The organism is Bacillus sp. FSL R9-9497, assembly GCF_038005805.1.
Classification (GTDB): domain Bacteria; phylum Bacillota; class Bacilli; order Bacillales; family Bacillaceae_G; genus Bacillus_A; species Bacillus_A cereus.
Genome location: NZ_JBBOTY010000001.1, coordinates 5,323,579 through 5,344,387 on the forward strand (window position 1 = coordinate 5,323,579; position 20,809 = coordinate 5,344,387).

The following is a 20,809-nucleotide window of genomic DNA, read 5'->3' on the forward strand; positions in this document are numbered from 1 at the left end:
TAAAATCAATACCCTGTAAAAATATTCCTTTACATACAATTTTCTTTTTCGGATCGCGTGGCCCCTATAAGTTCTTGAACTAAAGAACATTACCTTCCAAATGCTTTAGTATCAATATTGTTCTTATTAAGGAAATTTTCTATTTTTTTCTGTTCCCTTCCATTCAATACATCTACTTGATCAATTATTGGTTTCTTTGGAAGATTTCCGTTACTTACATCATCTATAAAATGATCAAGTCTTTCATCTAGTTTATAAAGGGCCTCATTTAAAGCTGTGATGTACTGGCTAATTCTTTTAGATTCTTCTTGATAGCTTTCGGGCAATGTATTATTTAAAATATAGTTAGAAAAATTTTTATCATTTTCTTTTAGAAGCTTGTAAATTTGGCCTAATTTCTCTAATTCATTTCCTTGCAATTTTTTTTCTTCGTCTATAATCTCTTGAAATGGTTCACTAGCATTAGATAACTCTTCATAGCTATCCAAGTATGTTTTTATACTTGATTTTATTTCTTCTTCGTCTATTATTGTATTTTGTTTTTCAGAGGTAAAAATATTACTAGGAATCTCTACGTTTTGCATAGGAGGCATTTCATCTTTTGTAGTATCAACATTTTCCTTTTCCTTTTGTGAACATGCGCTTAATATAAAAAGAATAAAGGCGCTATAAAAAATTTTTCTCATCATAGTTTATTCCCCCTGGCAATTAACATATTCCATCTCAAGTATTTAATGAATAGTCTAAAAAAGGACTTCCCAATATAATACCCTAGGAAGGCTAAAATAGAACCCACGATAACCCCTTTTATAGAATCGAAAACTTCTCCAACTCCAATTGTACTAAATCCATTAACAAATCCCATTATAATTAAAATCAATGGAGACAGAATCATGATAGGGACACTGATGATATAAGCTAATATAAATGGTGTCAATATTACCAGTGTAATTAAACTCACTATAATAATAATACAATTTATTAAACTTAATCCCATAATTGACAACATTGCTGTAAGCATATTTTTAATATTTTTATGCTCGTCAACCTTCTTAATAGAATAAATTGCATTTAATTCTTTAGCAATCTCTACAGGATTTCCTAATTCTTTAGAGATTTCCTCTTCACTTTTATTTGTATGTTTTCCCTCAGTAAAGTGAATAACATATTCAGCTATTATATCCTTTTTTTCTTTTTCAGGCATAAACTTCAAACTATTTTTGAGTATTTTCAAAAAATCCTTCTGGTTCAAGTTTATCATTCTCCTCGATAAAGCGATTAATTATTAGGAAAAACTCATTCCATTCAAATTTCAAATCTTCAAGTTTATCAACCCCATCCTTTGTGATTGTGTAGTATTTTCTAAATGGTCCTTCTGTTGATTCTTGATGATAGGTAGTTAGATGTTTTTCTTTGACTAGTCTTCTTAATATTGGATAAATAGTGCCTTCAGATATGACAATTTTACTCGATATTTTTTTTACTAATGCATATCCATATTCATCCCTTTTATTTATTATCAATAAGACTATTAACTCAAGTACGCCTTTTTTAAACTGAGCATTCATACTTTATCACCAGCATTTTTAATTATTTCTAATCGAAATATTCTAATAAAAGTTTATATTAAAATGGAAAATAAGTCAAGAATTCCCTTTTAAGTATGGAAACGAATCATCTTCGTTTTCTTACTTAAAAGAGAATTCTAAGAAACATATAACAAATCTTTGAACATTAGCCATACTAATATTCGTACTAAAAAAAGAACGTGAGGGGTATGGAAAATCAAAACTTATTCAAGTAAAAACACTATCAGTCTGATGCTGTTTCTATTTAAATACATATTGGTTTTCCATACTAGAACCACTTATTACATTACCATAGATATAAACTCTTTATATCTTTTATTTATTTCACTAACTCTTTCATGTGAGCCTTTGCATACAATCTCTCCATCTTCAAGGAATAATATATTATCATCCGGTTTTACTTCTTCTAAATTATGAGTTACTTTAATTACTGTCTTCCCCTTTGTAAGTGTCTTTATAGACTCTAAGACTAAATTTCTGGATTCTATATCTAGATTAGATGTAGGTTCATCTAACAAAATTATATCCGGGTTTTTCAAGAATAATCTGGCTATATTCAACCTTTGTTTTTCCCCCCCTGATAATTTATCACCACTCTCGCCTATGTTCGTATCAAGTTTATCTTTTTGCTTTTCAACAAATTCTTCTAAATTTGCATATCTTAAAGCTTCTCTTATACTAGATTCATCAATATACTTTTCATCAAGACCATACAGCAAATTTTCCAAAATAGTACCACTAATTAATGAGGAACCTTGACTTACTATACCTATGTTTTTTCGCAACTCATAAGTATTCAATTGATTGATATTTACATTGTCTATCGTTATTTCACCATTTGTTGGAAAGTAAAACTTCTCCAATAAGTTAATTAAAGTTGTTTTTCCAGATCCAGACGGCCCAACAATAGTTAAAGCTTCTCCACGTTTTATATTGAAAGTAATATTTTTTAGAATCAAGTTATCTTTATATCCAAAGTTAACTTGTTTAAAGGATACCTCGTTTTGAAATTCATATTTAGTATTGCTAGTTTGTTCAATTTCATTATTATTCATTATAGTATTTAAACTCTTGATAGCACCGTTTGCTTTGTGGTACTCTCCAATAAACCCACTAATTGAGCTCATTGGGGTCATCATTTGAAATGCATAAATAACGAACGCAATTAATGTACTGATAGATAACGTTCCTACCGATATTCTATAAGCTCCATACCCCACCACTATTAATAAACCTAGAATAAGTAAAAGGCTCACTAAAGGTGCTACCATGGCGAAAATTTTACTTTCATATAAGTTTGCATTATACAGCCTGTCAATACACTTATACATTATTGACTTTTCATGCTTTTCTGCTGTAGAAGCCTTCACCATTTTTATATTTTTAAAAGTCTCTTGAGTTTTTGCAATAAAAACAGAAATTTCCTTTTGTTGTCTATCCCCCGTTTGTTCCGTCTTTCTCATAAGAGGAAAGATGATACCAAATATAAATGGGGAGATTATTAGTATAACAATCGTTAATTTCCAATCTAAAATAATTGTTAATGTTAATCCACCAAGTATCATAATAACACCCGTAACTAATTTAGGGATGTGGTACGTTATTAGATCCTTTATAATTTCCGTATCATTAACAATTCTACTCGATAATTCCCCACTATGGTGCTCATCAAAAAAGTCAACTTTAAAATGGAGCATCTTAGTATATATATTTTTTTGTAAATCACGAATTATCATGTTACCAAATTTAGCTATTATATACTGATTTACTGATTCAATTATAGACTTTGCTATTAGAAATAATACCAACCCACCAATCATCCATAGACTGATCTTATTAACTGAAAATTCATCGACAATATCTTTCACTAAAAGCGGGAATACTAGGGATGCTACTGTAAATAAAATTGATACAATTATTATCGTACTTAGAAGTAACTTTTTTCTTCTATCGTTAATTGCTAGAAGGAGCACTTTATATGCATTCATTTATATTCACCTCATTAAATTAAGACAATAAAGTTTGATTGATCAAACTCTATTGTCTTTATGGAGAAACAAGTATTTAATGTTTAGCAGAAGAACCAGCTTGCATTGCTACTTGTTTTACATTGAACACTTTTAGAGGATTTCGCCTTCAATTGAACATCTTTAGAAATAGATTCTTTTTGTAAAGATAGTACTTTATTCATTTAATACCCCTCCGTTCTTTCTATATTTGGTGTTTTAATGCTTAGCAGAAGAACCAGCTTGCATTGCTACTTGTTTTACATTGAACACTTTTAGAGGATTTCGCCTTCAATTGAACATCTTTAGAAATAGATTCTTTTTGTAAAGATAGTACTTTATTCATTTAATACCCCTCCGTTCTTTCTATATTTGGTGTTTTAATGCTTAGCAGAAGAACCAGCTTGCATTGCTACTTGTTTTACATTGAACACTTTTAGAAGATTTCGCCTTCAATTGAACATCTTTAGAAATAGATTCTTTTTGTAAAGATAGTACTTTATTCATTTAATACCCCTCCGTTCTTTCTATATTTGATGTTTTAATGCTTAGCAGAAGAACCAGCTTGCATTACTACTTGTTTTACATTGAACACTTTTAGAAGATTTCGCCTTCAATTGAACATCTTTAGAAATAGATTCTTTTTGTAAAGATAGTACTTTATTCATTTAATACCCCTCCGTTCTTTCTATATTTGATATTTTAATACCTAGCAAAAGAACCAGCTAGTATTACTTGATGGGGAACACCCTAGACTTATGCTTGATTTTGCTGGATTTTGGCCCTTACCCTTTTGTTTTGTTTTATTCATTTTTTGTAATGCAAGAACATCTTTCATTTTTATCACCCCCTTTTATATAAAGTAATTTCCCTATCCGTGTAAATAATTCCTAAAGTAAATCTGATGTTTTTCTTTGGACTATATCGTTTACAAATCTCGGTATCCTTATGGTTGAAGGGTCATCTTACGATAGAAGAAAGGGGTTCAACTATATTTTGTAAACTTTCTTCTGTAAAAGTTGAAGAACTAAATACTTTTTCTAAATTGAGTATGGGTATCCATGAATGGTTCTTACTTTCTAAAATATCATTTATCGTTAACAATAAACCAGAAGAGCCAGACATGATATCACCAGAAATTCTAAAACACGAATCACCAGGAACAAATATACAATCAGCATCCTCTAATAAGTGTAAATTAAGTGTAAATAATGCCGAATTAACCAAACTACTTTTTTGGGTATATAACTCTAATAAATTTGCAACAGCTAAAATGCCCGTAGTTCCTTGAAATAATCCAGCATTATAAAAGCATTTACTTTTTGATATTTTACTAATACCCTCAATTTCTTTATTCCATTTCTTCAATTTTGCATTTATCTCTAATTCAACAATCGGTAAAGCTAAACCACTTCCCCCACCGGCAAGATAAGGTAATATCCTAAAATCATCATCAATTTGATACAAGCCAGTATCATCGAATATCCCTAGTTTCATTTCCTTTTCTAATGCCTGTTCTGATAATACTAACCATTTATTATCGTTTGTTTTTTTATACAGTGCAGTAAAATACAGGGAAACCCCAGCCCAACTGGTCATAACCCCTTTATCAACAACATCGTAATCATAAGTAATAATTGGTGCATCAGCATTCAACTTGTTTATTAATAATTCTCCGATATAGAGACAAATATTTAAATATTTAGGATCATTGACTTCGTAACTAAATCCTAAGTATGCAAATCCAATTCCACTTAAACCTGTTGCAAAAGAAATATCTTCAATGTGTTTAAAATCAATAAACGAGTCGAATAGAGCCTTTGCTTTCTCCTGATAACCTAGTTCCCATAAAACCGATGCTATCCCCATATTACCGGTGAATAAACCATTTTCTAATTGAATAAGTTTATTAATATCTTGATTTTCAACCCAATCTTTTGCTTTCTGATTTATTCCTCCAGTTCTATGTAATGCCATTGCAAAACCAAAACCACCGGTTAACACATTTAGCATGCCTGTCTCCATTTCATATTGCCGAATGTCTCCAGGTAATAGCCTCTCTTCATTTTTAACGTCCTTTAAAATAGAATTACGCAATTTTAATTTCATGGCTGATAGGTCAAATTTTTGTTTCATTTGTCCATTTGTAGTCAGTAATTCTTCCATAGGACGTGATCCGTAAAATTCACATAATGACTCAATACGTTCAATTATTTTATTTGCTTTTTCTCCAAATACAACTCGAATCCAATTACTATGAATAGTGTCCATATTCCAGGATATATCTTGGACACAACCAATTGGTACAAATAGCTGTTTTGCTATCCTTAATAATGCAAACCAATCACTTTGTTCTTTATTCATTTCTTGATTACCTATGAAACCGGGAGTCATTAATCCAGAAAGAGAATCGCTTGTTGAACTTGCAGTTTCAAAATCAATTAATCTAATTTTCTCTTCTGGTGTAATTATGATATTAGCAGGTTGTAAGTCCCCCATACCTATATCATTTCTATGAAGTTCGTGTATAGACTCAATTAGTTGATTGATGATATTTATACAGGATTTTGTATAAGATTCGTTTTTTATATTAGAACTAAAAGGGTAGTTCTTCACTAGCCATTCAGATAAAGAATCACCTTCAATATACTCTTCTTCTATAAAATAATGTTCCCAGGCACGGAAAGAACTTATTTTTTTAACTGGGTATTGTGCCTTTTCTAATTTATCTAATATCTCGCTTTCATTAACAATTCTAGAAAAAGCATCCTGCCCTTGAGCGTCTACTGCAGCATGAGGCCTTCCTTCTTTTAGAATGACTTTCATATTATTACTTTTATTTTTACAGATATAAACGCCACCACCATTACTAAAATGCAATGCTTCATTTATATCAAAATTATCTAGAGGAGATGAGGTGTCAACTTGATTCAACTCTTCATCCATTTTTCTAATTTCTATTGGCTCTTCTACAAAATTAGGTAAGTAATAGTAAGGAACTCTTTTATCTTCAATAAGTTCACCTTCTAAATTTTCTATAGCATCAACTTTCTCGCCATCTATATATACATACCTAGACATGAAAGCACCATATCTAAAATATATATTAGAGTTATACCATCTTTTGTCATTCAATATATAAGGGCCAGGTTTTAAATGGGCTAAGTTGTTTTCTAATAACCTCAATAAATCAATAAATTGATCATCATTTTCAGGATATATAGTTATAAACTTCCCTGACGAACCTCTATCTCCGTATTTAGAATCCTTCAGTACTAGCTCCTTATTACTTCGGACATATTTAAACGATATGTTTCTTTCTATCATTAACTTGGAAACAATATCTAAAGTTTTTTGCGATTCTCTGATATCCGTACTAACATGAATTTTCCATCCTTGTTTAGGGAGTCTTGCACTTTTAGGCATTAGGTTTGTCCAATGCTCACCATCAATTAATACATAATTATCAAATGGATAGTCTACGTTTAATAACCCTTGACTAATTTCATCAGCAACACTATAGTAAGGATTTTTATTTATATACTTTATATACCTATTATCCATTAGAACCCCCCTATATAATACATAAGCACAAATTAACTAAATTGATTTGTGCTTATGTATTTAAATTATTATTTAGGACTAACACAGAAAAAAAGGCTTAAACCACTTTGGGTTTTACAATTAACACTAACATTTGAACCAATGGGCTTATCATTATTTTTATGTTTTTTTAAACTTTGCAATGATAAAACATCAAATCTAGACATAGATATCACCACCTTTCTATACTGTGTACCAATTTTACTGTATCACCTTAATTGGCAACCTCATTCAACATGCGGATACATCCATTTTTAAAGAGGGCTTATATATTTTATAAATATTTATATTTTATAAATATTTATATTCTCCAAGTTACTAACCTTTTTATTTGCTTGTAGAAATAAATTTTCTATATGTTCTCCCCAATAAGGTCCCCAAATTATATCTTTAACACTATTAAATGATAGACTCGTGTTAGAAAATTGAAAATATTCATTATTAATTTTCATTATCCAAGGACTTCCTGAACTGCCCACGCCCAACTTTCCTTTTAAACCTAACAATGTTGAATTATATATATGGTCTTCAAAAGTAATATTTCTTATTACCTCGACTTTTTTCTTTCTAAGGAATTTTTTACTTATGTAAGGTACTAATGCATTCTGTTTTTTTGATGAGTTATTAAATATAGGTTTGATTAAATTGTCCATTGCTACAGGAGGTTCCCTTAATGTCAAAAAGGCAGTGTCATAGTCTACTATCCCATTATTAACCCACTCAGTACTAATGTAGATTTCTTCAATTTCATATTCTTTATTATCATTCGTTATAAAGGTTACTTCATTTGCAGATAATTGTTTATACCAGTCAAAGACACAATGTGCAGCAGTACAAACTATGGGATTGTCCAATCCTTTAATTAAGGAAGCATTACTTATAAACTTGGTTTTATTTTGTTTTATTTTCAATAATCCTGTATTCATTGTTTTTTTTTCATTACTTTCCATAGTAGATAATTTGATAATTATTCCTCGCTTCTTTAATTGGCATAAATATACAATAATCCTAAAATGAGGATAACTCAATATTTTCTTTGTAAAGTAATGTGTTATGTATAATAGTGTTCTATATATAAGATTAGGGTTTCAAGCACAAAATTCTTAAAGTAACTGTAGGATATAGGGGGTATTTCTAGCTTTTTTGAAATTAAGCTAAGAACAAGGTTTGTCGATTTAATATTTGCATTGCATCAAACTGGTGCACAAAATTAGATTCACACTAGTAACTCTAAAATTAACATTTTGAGGGAGAAAAAGGTACACCCTTTAATTAAAATGTACCCTATAGAATAGACACTTGAAAAAAGTCTATCCTATAGGGTATTTCTTGTATAATAAAAGAAAAATTGGGATCGGAGAATGTTAAAAATGACAAAAAAGCTATTCATAGAAAGAGAAATTCAAATTCTATCAAATAACCTATACGTAAAATCTGTAAGTCAGAAAGGTATCACTTATACAGAGGAATTTAAGCATATTTTTATTGAGGAAAATGAAAAAGGAAAGCTACCTCGAAATATTTTTGAAGAATGTGGTTTTGATATAGATATGATTGGAATGAAACGGGTTATGTCATCGGGAAGTAGATGGCGTGCTGCTTATAGAAAAAATGGTGTATTGGGTTTAAGGGATACACGTATTGAAAACACTGGAAGAACTCTTGAGAGAGAGCTTACGTTAGAAGAAAAGTATGCCCGTTTAGAAACCGAACGAAACTTACTAAAGGCGGAAAACGAATTGCTAAAAAAATCAAACTTATGGAAGGGAGGATGAGAAAGAAATAACACTACCACCTAGTCAAAAATTCATCTTGATTCGTTCTGTCATCATGAAATACAACTTAAGGAATATGGTCAGTTATTTGTATAAAGTAGCCAGTGTATCCCGTTCGGGATACTATAATTACTTTTCAATTTCAGCTCAAGAACAACGGAAACAAAAGAGTGATCGAGATGAAGTCTTGAAGGAAACCATATTAAAAGCACTTCGATTTAGAAATAGAAAGAAGGGGGCTCGTCAGATAAAGATGACATTGGCGGGTCAGTTTCAAGTTGTCTACAATTTAAAGCGTATCCGTAGAATTATGAAGAAATACGAGATTGTTTGTCCGGTTCGCAAAGTGAATCCTTATAAAAGAATGCTTAAAGCTACAAAAAAACATCGAATAGTACCGAATCAATTAAATCGGGAATTTAAACAAAATACCCCAGGGAAAACACTTCTTACAGATATCACCTATTTAGTTTACGGTAAGAATCAAAGGGCCTATTTATCTACAATTTTAGACGGCCCAACTAATGAAATCTTAGCTTACCATGTTTCAGAACAGATGACATTAGAGCTTGTAACGACAACTCTCCATAAACTAAAAAGGAATCCGCGGATTCAATTGACTGAAGGTGCTTATATTCATTCAGATCAAGGATCCCACTACACAAGCCCTACCTATCAAAAGCTAGTTAAAAAGCTAAACCTTGGACAATCCATGTCAAGAAGAGGAAACTGTTGGGATAACGCCCCACAAGAATCATTTTTTGGTCATCTGAAAGATGAAGCTCATATAAAACCTTGCGCGTCCTTTAATGAATTGAAACAGGAGATTAAGAAATATATGACGTATTATAATCATTATAGATATCAATGGAATTTAAAAAAGATGACTTCTGTTGGATACAGAAATCATCTTCTTAATGTTGCCTAACTTTTTTCAAAACGTCCTTTACAAAGGGTACAGATTAAATAAGGGTGTACCTTTTTCTTCTATTCTCTTTTATACTATTACTAACGTTCGCTATTCCTACAGTCATTACAAAATTCTCCTCTACGCATTTGAGGTTCACTATCTTTATCAAGAATCCACCAGTCTTCCTTTTCATCCATATTCACAAAAATAATTGATTTCTTATTTTCTTGCGCTTGTATTAAGATTTCTTTCCAAACAATTAAATCTTCAAATTTCTTCATTTTAGTAGGAGCACTTTTGTCTTTTTTTAAATCCTCATAATCGGGTGGAATCTGATATTTATATCGCGTTTCACCCGATTACTGTAAATTCGCAAATTTTGCGAGTAATTTAATTCTTGTCTAATCCGCTCAAATAAAATTAAACCATCAACAAATTCCTTTACATTATCTTCTTTAAGCATTTCCTTATTCTTTTCTACCTGTTCCAATATGTTTTCTCTATAATTCACAATTTCTTCATTTATGTTCTTAAAGGCATGTTGAATTTTACCCTCTAATTCCTTTACTAAAGGACATTAAAATCCATTATACTTTTTTATTAAATTACGTAACAATATACACTTAGAAAATGCGCAAGACTACCTAATAATACAAAAACATGAAAAATTTCATGATGCCCCATATATTTAAACTCTAACCATTTTGGCTTTGTTCCATAAATAAATCCACCAATTGTATAAAAAATGCCCCCAAGTACTAAGAAAATAATGCCTCCTGTACTTAAATTCTCAGCTAACGGTGCAAAGAATAAAACAATTAACCAACCCATCGTAATATAAATTGCTGTCGATAACCACCTTGGACAATTAAACCAAAACATTTTAAATACAATGCCACAAATCGCAGTTGCATAGACTAAACAAAATAATAGCAAACCACTTGCTGAATTTAATGTAATTAAGCAAAAGGGTGCATATGTACCTGCAATTAATATAAAAATCATAGAATGATCTAGCTTCCTAAAGAAGTATATAACACGTTCATTGGCCACAACACTATGATATACAGCTGACGCCGTATAAAGGACCATCATTCCAATACCAAACAAAATAACAGCTGTAATTGCAGCAAATGATGGCATCTTGATAGAAACTTTCACAAGCATAGCTAATAACGCAATAAATGATAATATCGCTCCACCTAAGTGAGTAAATGCATTAACTGGTTCCCTTACATAAGCATTCATAATAACACCCCTCATATAATTACATGTAGTTTTGATAACTACATGTAATTATATACACATTTCTTTTTAAGGTCAACATTTACAATTCATTTGTTTCGTAATACCATATTTAAAGATATATTAAACATTAAGTTCCACTAAGTTATAAAAGTGAGGGATTCTACGTGGAAAATATAAATGAATTACTTAAGACATTACATTTAGAAAAAAACATTAAACTTGAGGATATTCCAAATGTTGACTTATATGTAGACCAAGTTGTCCAACTATTTGAGAATACTTATGCAGATACAACGAGAACTGATGATGAAAAAGTATTAACAAAAACGATGATTAATAATTACGCAAAAGGGAAACTATTCATCCCTATCAAAAATAAAAAGTATTCAAAAGAGCATATGATTTTAATTAGCCTAATTTATCAATTAAAGGGAGCTCTCTCCATTAACGACATAAAAAGTTCATTAGAAACTATAAATGACTCCTTATTAAATGATGATTCATTCCAATTAAATACGTTATACAAAAATTATCTTGCTCTTACTGAAAGCAATGTCGAAAGCTTTAAACAAGACGTAAATAACCGTGTTACAGAAGTAAATGAGATTTCTTCCTTAGAAGATACAAAGCTAGAAAAATTTCTACTACTAACATCCTTCGTGACTATGAGTAATATGTATAGACGTTTAGCGGAGCAACTAGTGGATGATTTAAAAGAATCATAAATAAAAAACTATCCACCTATTAAAGTGGATAGTTTTTTATTTACTTAATTGCTTCATGAACTTTTAGTTGTTTCCCTTTAATCGTTGTAGTCTTCATGACTTTCAAGACAAGTGGTCCTTTTCCATTTAATATTTCAACGTAAGAAACATTATCTTGTATCGTAATAATACCTATATCTTCTGCTGTAACACCTTTAATTTTAGCAATTGTACCGACGAAATCTACCGCCCTAATTTTCTTTTTCTTCCCGCCATTAAAGTACAGCTTCATAATGCCTTTGTTGATATCTGCATTTTTATCTTTCTTTATAATTGGTTTAGCATGTATCTTTTCTTCAAATGCAGCTTTCTCTTTCATAACTTCTTCTTTTGAAGGTCCAATTGCCTTTGGAATTTCAAATCCAATATACTCCTCAATCTCTTCTAAAAATCTATTTTCATATGGTGTTATAAATGTAATAGCTTTTCCACTATTTCCAGCTCTTCCCGTTCTTCCAGTACGATGTACATAGCTTTCTTTTTCAAGTGGAATATCATAATTAATAACATGTGTAATATTATCAATATCAATTCCTCTCGCAGCTACATCTGTGGCTACTAAATAACGGAATTTTCCTTTTCTAAAATCATCCATGACTTCAAAACGATCTTCTTGTACCATACCACCATGTATTTTGTCACAAGGATAGTTAGCTCGTTTTAATTGTCTATATACATGATCTACATTTTCTTGTGTACGACAGAAAATAATACAGCTATCAGGATTCTCAATCGTTGTTACATCTTTAAGTAGTGAAAGCTTCTCGTCTTCTATCACCTCAAAAAGAGTATGTTCAATTTTATCCGTCGTAATCCCAGCTGCTTTAATTTCAATATGAATTGGTGAATTCATATATGTACGAGACAATTTCTCAACATCTTCTGGAAGTGTTGCTGAAAATAACATCGTCATTCTTTTTGTAGGTAATTCATCAATAATTGCCTCTACTTGATCGATAAAGCCCATATTTAGCATCTCATCTGCTTCATCAATAACTAAATACTTCAAACACTCTAAAGAAAGGGTACCCTTCTCAATATGATCCAACACACGACCAGGAGTACCAACTACAATATGTGTCTTTTGCTTTAATTCTAATTTTTGACGTGCAAATGGAGATTTCCCATAAACTGCCGCAGCCTTAATCCTTTTGAATCGACCTATATTTGTAATATCTTCTTTTACCTGTACCGCAAGCTCTCTCGTTGGTGTTAAAACTAATGCTTGTGGTTTATTCTCTTCCCACTCCACCATTTCACAAAGTGGAATACCAAATGAAGCTGTTTTTCCACTTCCAGTCTGGGACTTCACAACAAGATCCTTCTTTTCTAATGCAACTGGAATAACCTCACCTTGTACTTCTGTTGGATGATTATATCCTAACCCAGTAAGTGCCCTTACGATTTCCGTACTTAGTTTATAATCAGAAAAACTTTTTTTACTCATATATTAACCTCATTTTATTTTGTATTATTTTCTTTTTTATCTTTTGTATACATTACTATCACCCTACTTATTATACTTGAAACCTCACATAAAAAGGTGGATCATGCCAGATTCATCTTTTTATATAGAAATAAACCTTATCATTTCATATAATGTTCAACTACTTGATAACATCTTTTGCTCGTATTGTTAGCATTAACCTTTTCATAGTATCCTACATCCACTCCAAAAAAATAAAAAGAATACATACAACCTTGTATAATTATCTTAATTTTTCAACCTTTTTCATAAACGAACAATAAAAATAAAAAAACGTTTTAAATTCGTTTTTAACGTTGTTTTTCAGATATAAAATCTACTTTTTCAAAAAATGTTAAGAAATCCTTTGACTTCTTAATAAAAATAATGTAAATTATCCTATGGACGAACATTTTTGATTAATAAAAATAAAATATTCGTATTTTAGGGGTGTAAATGATGGAAAACGTATTCGACTATGAAGATATTCAATTAATTCCCGCGAAATGTATTGTAAATAGCCGCTCTGAATGTGATACAACTGTCACTTTAGGAAAACATAAATTTAAATTACCTGTCGTACCTGCAAATATGCAAACGATTATTGATGAAAGAATTGCAACTTATTTAGCTGAGAACAACTACTTTTATATCATGCATCGTTTCCAACCAGAGAAACGAATCTCATTCATTAGAGATATGCAATCACGTGGATTAATCGCTTCTATCAGCGTTGGTGTAAAAGAGGACGAATATGAATTCGTACAACAATTAGCTGCTGAGCAACTGACACCTGAATATATCACGATTGATATCGCACACGGTCATTCTAATGCTGTGATCAACATGATTCAACATATTAAAAAACATTTACCAGAGAGCTTCGTTATCGCTGGAAACGTTGGAACTCCAGAAGCGGTAAGAGAATTAGAAAATGCTGGTGCCGATGCAACAAAAGTTGGTATTGGACCTGGTAAAGTTTGTATTACTAAAATTAAAACAGGCTTCGGAACTGGTGGTTGGCAGCTAGCTGCACTTCGCTGGTGTGCAAAAGCTGCAAGTAAGCCAATTATCGCTGATGGTGGTATTCGTACACACGGCGACGTAGCTAAATCTATACGATTTGGGGCAACTATGGTCATGATCGGTTCTCTATTCGCTGGTCACGAAGAGTCTCCAGGGGAAACAATTGAAAGAGATGGCAAACTTTATAAAGAATACTTCGGTTCTGCTTCTGAATTCCAAAAGGGTGAGAAGAAAAACGTTGAAGGTAAGAAAATGTTCGTTGAGCATAAAGGTTCTTTAGAAGATACGTTAATCGAAATGGAACAAGATCTTCAATCTTCTATCTCTTACGCTGGTGGAACAAAATTAGATGCTATTCGTACTGTAGATTATGTTGTCGTGAAAAACTCGATTTTCAATGGTGACAAAGTATATTAATTCTTAAATTAACTTGAAGGACAAGCATTTTCATGCTTGTCCTTCTTTTTTGTATATAAAAATGTAAAATACTTTTATTTAACTGAATTTTATATTTTTATATTTTTAGATAGTCTTAATAAGGAGGATATACGACTTGAAAAATGTAATGGAAAATCGCCTTAATCGCGTAGAGGTACCTGCTGAACTAACATGGGATTTATCCGATTTGTATAATTCTGATACCAAATAGCATACTGCATTAAACGCATTGGAAAATGATATACAGAAACTTGATTCATTTAAAGGACATTTACATACTAGCTCCCACACTTTATTAAATTGCCTACTTTTAGAAGAAGAACTTTTAATGACGTTAACAAAACTGTACTCATATGCAAATTTAAAAGAATCTACTGATCGTACAAATCCAAGTATTCAAGCGAACTCTTCCAAAATTTCTGCTTTATGGACGAAAGTACATACTGCACTATCCTTTATTCATAATGAAATTCTCATATTCGGCGAAGGAACAATTGAAAAATATTTAACTGAAGAAACAAAACTTGAACCTTTCCGTAAATCGTTACTAGAAATACTACAAAAAAGGCAGCACACACTGCATCCACTGCAGTAGCTCAAATGATTAAAGAGGAAGGACAACATGCTATTGATCGCTGGTGGTACAATGAAACATGCCGGAGTAGATATGTCAAAACCAGATGCAATCCGTAAAGCTGTTTCTTACGTTGTGGTTCATTAATTGATAAATTAGAGCATTCTTATCAAGTATAAAAAATAAGCCCTCGCTTTATGAGGGCTTATTTCATATTTACTTCCCAAACCGTTTGCGATATCCACATTTCCTGCAAAGTTCTTCAACCGCAACTCTTTTCGAAAATCCATCGACAATGTTTATTGCTCTTTCACCTTCGATAATGTTAGAAAATGAATCATTATTAATATTCCCAAGGTTAATAATCCCTTCACCATCTAAACAACAAGGAATAACTGTTCCATTCGCTAAAATACCCGCTTGATTACGAAGTCCATGACAGAATCCTTTCCCATCATCCTCTTCTTCATGTAATGCTGGCCACTGGAATTCATAGTCTTGATTAATAAAGACACGTTCTGCAATTTTTATACCTTTTCCTGGTGTAAGCTTCTCTTCAATTTGATAAGATAGATCAAATTCATTTTCAATTATAGATAATAACTCTCTATTTTTCTGGATTTCAGCATTCGTTTTATTATCCTGAGTTAAATTCCATAACCTTAACGATACAATTAAATCTGATTGACTTGTCGCTTCCCTAATGAAGGAAAGTATACTCCTTACATAGCCCTCTTTATCTTGCGAACCTGGATGTCCATCAAAACTATGCAGTGAAAAATTCATTTGTCTTAACGCAGGCTTATTTAACAGCCTATGTCTTCTCTTATTAATTAACGTTCCGTTCGTTGTAATATTAACTTTAAACCCTTTTTCATGACTTAAGTCTAATAGTTGATCTATTTTCGGGTGGAGCAACGGCTCACCCTTCACGTGCAAATAAATGTAGTCTGTGTGAGGTTTAATTTGGTCTAATCTTTTAGCAAAATCCTCTACAGAAATGAATTGCTTCTGCCTTTCCGTCGGCGGACAAAAGCTACACGCAAGATTACATACACTCGTAATCTCCAAGTAAAACTTCTTAAACTTCTTCACCTTTAATTCCTCACTTCTCTAACTACTTATACTTTTTCCTCTTCATATTACAGCATATTTTTATGGAAATAGAAACATACTTATTTTAGGAAATCTACATACCATCTAATAATATTTAAAAGACCATCGGTAATTTTTGTCCAATGGTCTTTTTATCCTTTTATATGCAAAGAATAAATTTATTTATGATACGGTTCATCGTAACTATTCTAAATAAGGTTATTTTTTATTATTTTCATAATTAAATTTAACAAAAAAGGTAGTGCCTTCCGATCCTGTTTGAATTTCTATTTTTGCATTATGGCGGGCAGCAATGGCATAACATACACCTAACCCCAATCCAGTTCCATTATCTTTGGTCGTGTAAAACGGCGTACCCAGTTTCTCTAATACTTCAGGCCTGATACCTTTTCCTTGATCCCGCACTGCAAGCACCACACAATTTTGACCTTCCTTGTAAGAAGTGCTAATGGTTAGAACTTTCCCTGTATTCATCGCTTCTAAGCCATTACGATATAGATTCATTAATAATTGCCGTATTTCATTACGATTTAAAAGTAATTCTGGAATGTCATTTGTATCGACTTGAATATATTTATTTTGATTGTACGTATCAATCTTTATTAAAGGAATAATATCGCGGATAATTGAATTTAAATCTAACATCTGCAAATCCGATTTCCTTGTATTACCCATTGAGAGAAATTCAGTAATAATAGAATTGGCACGGTTAAGTTCTTCAATCATTAAATGAAAGTATTTATTATGTTTCTCATAGGTATTCTCTTCTTTTAATAACTGTAAAAATCCTAGTACTGTTGTCATTGGATTTCTAATTTCATGGCTGATACCTGCTGCCATTTGCCCTATTAAATCTATGTTGGATAATCTTTTCAATTCCTGTTCATATTTCTTTTTTTCCGTTATGTTTTTAAAAATACAACAAATACCATCATCATACGGGTATGCAATAACTTCGTGCCAATATTCATCTGCAGTAGAAAGAAATTCGAAATGAACTGTAGTTCGCTCTGACATCGCACGATGAAATTCCTTATACATAACTGTGTCGATTTCACTAGGGAAAACATCCCATATATTCTTTCCTAATACATCTTTTGCTGTTTTTCTTTGCGGAAAATATTGGTGCTTATTTACGTACGTAAATTCCCATTTATTATTTAAAATAAAAAATCCATCCGTAATACATTCAATCACACTTGTAACTTTTTCATTAGCAGCAGCTAGCTCTCTCGTTCGCTCTTCCACTATGCTTTCTAGTTGATCCATATATGACAAATTCGAAAACGTAGGGGCTGTGGCATCAACGATAGATTTTGCTAGTTGAAGTTGAGAATGATCATAATTGTGAGCTTTTCCTTCTTTGCCAACGACGATTACCCCTAATACTTCTCCAATTGAAACCAATGGAATCATCAATAGACCCTTACTATCTATATTTTTTGTTTGAATAACTTCTTGAATCTTGGCTTCATAGCTTTTCTCTGTCCAATCCGCTTCTGTCCAATGACAGCCCTTACTTAATTTCGTTGTTTTAATTGTTGTTTTATCTAGCGGATCTAGAAGATGGGCAGTCATATTTTTACTCTCTAAAATCTGTTCTAGGTAAAAAAAGCATTTATCAAAACTCTCCTGTATCGAGGAACACATTGATAAATCACGTGTAACATTTAGTAACAGCTGCTTCTCAGCAATAAGGTTTTCCTTTTGTTTTAAATTATTTGTGTTTTGAATTGCAACCGCAGCCATATTTACATAAGCTTCAACACTTTGAATTTCTGAATCTGTTAAGTTCATCGGAATTCCATAATCAAATAAAAAAACTAGACCAAATAACTCTTGCCCAAATGAGATAGGCAAAGCTAATAAGGACTTAATTTTGAATGCATTAACCGGTCTCGGATCTGGTCGATGATCCTTTGAGGTATCAGGAATATAGATGGTTTTTTTCGTTTCAATAACCTCTTTTGCCAGTAAGTCTATTTCAGGATCAATTACTTGAGTATCGAGCGTTACGCCATTTATAGTCTCTGGTTTTCCTGCAAACCCTCTAAATGTTCCATCTTCCTGGGGTAAATAAATTCCAACAGCATCGCACCTAACAATTTCCTCTGATATCGCCATTGTCACACGCTGCACTACGTCACGTAGTTCTAATTTCGTATTTATTATTTTTGTTATATTTGCGAGTCTAGAATATCTCGTCTGATCACTTACCATTCACATAGCCTCCAATTATAGGCATAATAAAATAAATATGATAATATCAGTGTTTTACATAGAATACATTACTTATGATACGGTTCTCCACGATTAATCCGAAACGCTCTATAGACTTGCTCAAGCAACACTAATCGCATTAATTGGTGTGGTAATGTCATCTTTGAAAAAGAAAGTGATTCATTTGAACGCTTCATCACTTCTGAGCTTAGTCCAAGTGATCCACCAATTACAAATGCGACTTTACTCTTTCCGTATGTAGCAAGGCGATCTAGACTTACCGCAAATTCTTCTGATGACTTTTGCTTTCCTTCTATAGCTAATGCAATCACATGCGTGTCATCAGAAATTTTATCGAGTATACGTATACCTTCTTTTTCCTTTACAATTAACATTTCTGCTTCACTTAAATTTTCTGGCGCCTTTTCATCAGGTAATTCAATTACTTCTACTTTTGCGTATGCAGATAATCGTTTTAAGTATTCTGCTATACCTTGTTTCAAATATTTTTCTTTTAATTTCCCAATTGAAATAATCGAGATATTCACACGTATCCTCCACCTTACAAACATGTTATCCACAAAACTTATCCACATATCCACAAATACTACCCACATATTGTGTGAGAATCTGTGTTCGATACAACATATGTCGCCTCATTTTGACAAAATTCACATGTTTTTTTCTCTTTTCCCGAGTTATCCACATTGTTGATAACTGGTGCAACTTCACACTCATCCACAATAATATCTAACGCTAATTCAACATGTTCTAAACAACAAGGTAAATTCATTTTCTACACCTCACTTTTCTACAATAGAAAACAGGAGGTAGGCCCTCCTGTTTTTAATACTTTTGAATGCCTAATTTCACTGTTGTTGTTACTCTTTTTGTACCACGATAAAACGTAAGAGTCATTTTATCATTAATTTCCTTATCATATAAGGCCGTACGGAATCCAATAATATCGCGAATTGGTTTTCCATCTACTGCCACAATAACATCATGTTCTCTTAAACCAGCATCCGCACCTGGCGAAGGACTTTTCACATCCAAAATACAAACGCCCTCTGTTACAGTACCTGGTAAATGTAATGTTTTTGACCAATAATAGTTTGGGATTTCATTTAATGACCTAAGTTCAATCCCAACATACGGTCTTCTTACTTTTCCATACTTCTCAAGTTCATTCATAATCGGAACAGCTCTAGTCACCGGAATAGCAAGGCCGATTCCTTCTACTTCTTTTGCAGCAATTTTCATTGAATTAATACCAATTAATTGTCCTGCTGCATTTACAAGCGCACCACCACTATTCCCCGGATTAATCGCTGCATCTGTTTGTAACACTTCTACTTGCCAATCATAATGTCCATCTTGATCTAAATCTACAGGGACAATACGTTCATTAGCTGAAATAATACCTTGTGTAACTGTTCCAGAAAATTGCAGTCCAAGTGGGTTTCCAATCGCAATAACTGGTTCTCCTCTGCGAACAGTATTAGAATCGCCAATTTCAATTATTTTTTTCACATGCTTTGCATCTATTTCTAATACAGCTAAATCTGTGACTACATCGGTTCCTAATACTTTTCCAGGAACCTTCTTACCATCACTTAGACTTACTTCAATACGATTTGCTCCAGCTACAACATGATTATTCGTTACAATATAAGCTTGACCATCTGTCTTTTTATAAATTACTCCTGATCCTGTACCGGCCTCTGAATCTGCCTCTGAAAAATTATCTCGTTGAATGTTAATAACACCCACAACAGCTTCAGATGCACGATCAACAGCATCTACAAAGCTAATCTGTTTAATCCCTTGAGCTTCAGCCATATTACTTCCGCTTGCTTCAGCTTGCGGAAGCGTATCAGCAGAATTCGAAAATAAAGGCGCTCCAAACGCAAATAAAGAAGCTCCTACAATTGTTCCCGCTATACTCGAAAGAACTATACCTTTGTGCTTCTTTTTTCCTGCACGTTTCATACGATAACTTTCTTCATCAATAAAGGACATATTTGTTCACCTATCTTCCTGAAAACAACTATATTCACCTTTATTGTTTACTA

22 protein-coding genes and 2 pseudogenes are annotated in these 20,809 nt (G+C 32.1%); 4 read left to right on the forward strand and 20 right to left on the reverse strand.

Features of this window, described 5'->3' with window-relative positions; genetic code table 11:
* Positions 1-89: 89 nt before the first annotated feature.
* From MKY21_RS27455 to MKY21_RS27510, 12 genes are all read right to left on the reverse strand, one after another.
* Positions 90-689, reverse strand: a complete 600-nt coding sequence (locus tag MKY21_RS27455; RefSeq protein ID WP_341077855.1) for an NDxxF motif lipoprotein — start codon at positions 687-689, stop codon at positions 90-92.
* Complete coding sequence (locus tag MKY21_RS27460; protein WP_086396668.1) at positions 686-1,261, reverse strand: HAAS signaling domain-containing protein; 576 nt, start codon at positions 1,259-1,261, stop codon at positions 686-688. The genes MKY21_RS27455 and MKY21_RS27460 overlap by 4 nt, the downstream gene beginning before the upstream one ends.
* Positions 1,215-1,568 (reverse strand): helix-turn-helix transcriptional regulator, encoded by a 354-nt coding sequence (locus MKY21_RS27465; RefSeq protein WP_144576103.1) that lies wholly within the window; start codon positions 1,566-1,568, stop codon positions 1,215-1,217. The genes MKY21_RS27460 and MKY21_RS27465 overlap by 47 nt, the downstream gene beginning before the upstream one ends.
* Positions 1,569-1,870: 302 nt before the next feature.
* A complete protein-coding gene (locus tag MKY21_RS27470) occupies positions 1,871-3,577 on the reverse strand; it encodes an ABC transporter ATP-binding protein (protein ID WP_341077858.1) in 1,707 nt (568 codons plus the stop codon).
* Between the two features lie 83 nt (positions 3,578-3,660).
* Entirely contained in the window at positions 3,661-3,780 is a 120-nt protein-coding gene (locus MKY21_RS27475) for a class III lanthipeptide (protein ID WP_189340010.1), read from the reverse strand.
* Between the two features lie 41 nt (positions 3,781-3,821).
* On the reverse strand, positions 3,822-3,941 hold the full coding sequence (locus MKY21_RS27480; RefSeq protein ID WP_189340010.1) for a class III lanthipeptide: 120 nt from the start codon (positions 3,939-3,941) through the stop codon (positions 3,822-3,824).
* Between the two features lie 41 nt (positions 3,942-3,982).
* On the reverse strand, positions 3,983-4,102 hold the full coding sequence (locus MKY21_RS27485) for a class III lanthipeptide (RefSeq protein WP_189340010.1): 120 nt from the start codon (positions 4,100-4,102) through the stop codon (positions 3,983-3,985).
* 41 nt (positions 4,103-4,143) lie between these two features.
* Positions 4,144-4,263 carry a class III lanthipeptide gene (locus MKY21_RS27490; RefSeq protein WP_189340010.1) on the reverse strand — a complete coding sequence of 40 codons (120 nt, stop codon included), beginning with the start codon at positions 4,261-4,263 and terminating at the stop codon, positions 4,144-4,146.
* A gap of 41 nt (positions 4,264-4,304) precedes the next feature.
* Entirely contained in the window at positions 4,305-4,433 is a 129-nt protein-coding gene (locus MKY21_RS27495; protein ID WP_189340009.1) for a class III lanthipeptide, read from the reverse strand.
* Between the two features lie 122 nt (positions 4,434-4,555).
* Complete coding sequence (gene lanKC / locus MKY21_RS27500) at positions 4,556-7,159, reverse strand: class III lanthionine synthetase LanKC (RefSeq protein ID WP_341077863.1); 2,604 nt, start codon at positions 7,157-7,159, stop codon at positions 4,556-4,558.
* A 68-nt stretch (positions 7,160-7,227) separates the two neighbouring features.
* Positions 7,228-7,365: a class III lanthipeptide gene (locus MKY21_RS27505; RefSeq protein WP_100910529.1), complete on the reverse strand. Its 138-nt coding sequence runs from the start codon at positions 7,363-7,365 to the stop codon at positions 7,228-7,230.
* A 117-nt stretch (positions 7,366-7,482) separates the two neighbouring features.
* Positions 7,483-8,124 carry a hypothetical protein gene (locus MKY21_RS27510; RefSeq protein WP_341077867.1) on the reverse strand — a complete coding sequence of 214 codons (642 nt, stop codon included), beginning with the start codon at positions 8,122-8,124 and terminating at the stop codon, positions 7,483-7,485.
* A 435-nt stretch (positions 8,125-8,559) separates the two neighbouring features.
* Here MKY21_RS27510 and MKY21_RS27515 point away from each other — a divergent pair.
* Positions 8,560-9,901, forward strand: a protein-coding gene (locus tag MKY21_RS27515) for an IS3 family transposase (protein ID WP_341077869.1) whose coding sequence is annotated in 2 segments (ribosomal slippage) — positions 8,560-8,945 and positions 8,944-9,901 — 1,344 coding nt in all. Because the reading frame shifts where the segments join, the coding sequence is not laid out codon by codon here.
* A gap of 80 nt (positions 9,902-9,981) precedes the next feature.
* Here MKY21_RS27515 and MKY21_RS27520 read toward each other — a convergent pair.
* Both MKY21_RS27520 and trhA read right to left on the reverse strand, forming a co-directional pair.
* A pseudogene (locus MKY21_RS27520) lies at positions 9,982-10,227 on the reverse strand (PIN-like domain-containing protein); the annotation flags it as partial.
* 256 nt (positions 10,228-10,483) lie between these two features.
* Positions 10,484-11,131 (reverse strand): PAQR family membrane homeostasis protein TrhA, encoded by a 648-nt coding sequence (gene trhA / locus MKY21_RS27525; protein ID WP_000995363.1) that lies wholly within the window; start codon positions 11,129-11,131, stop codon positions 10,484-10,486.
* A 164-nt stretch (positions 11,132-11,295) separates the two neighbouring features.
* Here trhA and MKY21_RS27530 point away from each other — a divergent pair, with 164 nt between their 5' ends.
* Entirely contained in the window at positions 11,296-11,856 is a 561-nt protein-coding gene (locus tag MKY21_RS27530) for a DUF1836 domain-containing protein (RefSeq protein WP_341077872.1), read from the forward strand.
* Between the two features lie 40 nt (positions 11,857-11,896).
* On the opposite strand, the gene MKY21_RS27535 is transcribed toward MKY21_RS27530, so the two are convergent.
* Positions 11,897-13,342, reverse strand: coding sequence for a DEAD/DEAH box helicase (locus tag MKY21_RS27535; RefSeq protein WP_000039354.1), 1,446 nt, complete (start codon positions 13,340-13,342; stop codon positions 11,897-11,899).
* Between the two features lie 477 nt (positions 13,343-13,819).
* Between MKY21_RS27535 and guaC the strand changes: the two genes are divergently transcribed.
* Together guaC and MKY21_RS27545 are read left to right on the forward strand one after the other, a co-directional pair.
* The gene (gene guaC, locus MKY21_RS27540) at positions 13,820-14,803 is read left to right on the forward strand and encodes a GMP reductase (protein WP_000432447.1); all 984 of its coding nucleotides are present in this window, start codon (positions 13,820-13,822) and stop codon (positions 14,801-14,803) included.
* Between the two features lie 136 nt (positions 14,804-14,939).
* Positions 14,940-15,410 (forward strand): annotated as a pseudogene (locus MKY21_RS27545) (oligoendopeptidase F); the annotation flags it as partial.
* Between the two features lie 204 nt (positions 15,411-15,614).
* On the opposite strand, the gene MKY21_RS27550 reads toward MKY21_RS27545, so the two are convergent.
* The 5 genes from MKY21_RS27550 to MKY21_RS27570 all read right to left on the reverse strand — a co-directional run bounded on the left by MKY21_RS27550 (position 15,615) and on the right by MKY21_RS27570 (position 20,756).
* The gene (locus MKY21_RS27550; RefSeq protein WP_341077874.1) at positions 15,615-16,493 is read right to left on the reverse strand and encodes a radical SAM/SPASM domain-containing protein; all 879 of its coding nucleotides are present in this window, start codon (positions 16,491-16,493) and stop codon (positions 15,615-15,617) included.
* Positions 16,494-16,712: 219 nt separating this feature from the next.
* The gene (locus MKY21_RS27555) at positions 16,713-18,734 is read right to left on the reverse strand and encodes a GAF domain-containing sensor histidine kinase (RefSeq protein WP_341077877.1); all 2,022 of its coding nucleotides are present in this window, start codon (positions 18,732-18,734) and stop codon (positions 16,713-16,715) included.
* A 68-nt stretch (positions 18,735-18,802) separates the two neighbouring features.
* Positions 18,803-19,282 carry a 23S rRNA (pseudouridine(1915)-N(3))-methyltransferase RlmH gene (gene rlmH / locus MKY21_RS27560; protein WP_001027003.1) on the reverse strand — a complete coding sequence of 160 codons (480 nt, stop codon included), beginning with the start codon at positions 19,280-19,282 and terminating at the stop codon, positions 18,803-18,805.
* Positions 19,283-19,341: 59 nt separating this feature from the next.
* Entirely contained in the window at positions 19,342-19,527 is a 186-nt protein-coding gene (locus MKY21_RS27565) for a CxxH/CxxC protein (RefSeq protein WP_001052831.1), read from the reverse strand.
* Positions 19,528-19,580: 53 nt separating this feature from the next.
* Positions 19,581-20,756: a S1C family serine protease gene (locus MKY21_RS27570; protein WP_000008042.1), complete on the reverse strand. Its 1,176-nt coding sequence runs from the start codon at positions 20,754-20,756 to the stop codon at positions 19,581-19,583.
* Positions 20,757-20,809 lie beyond the last annotated feature (53 nt).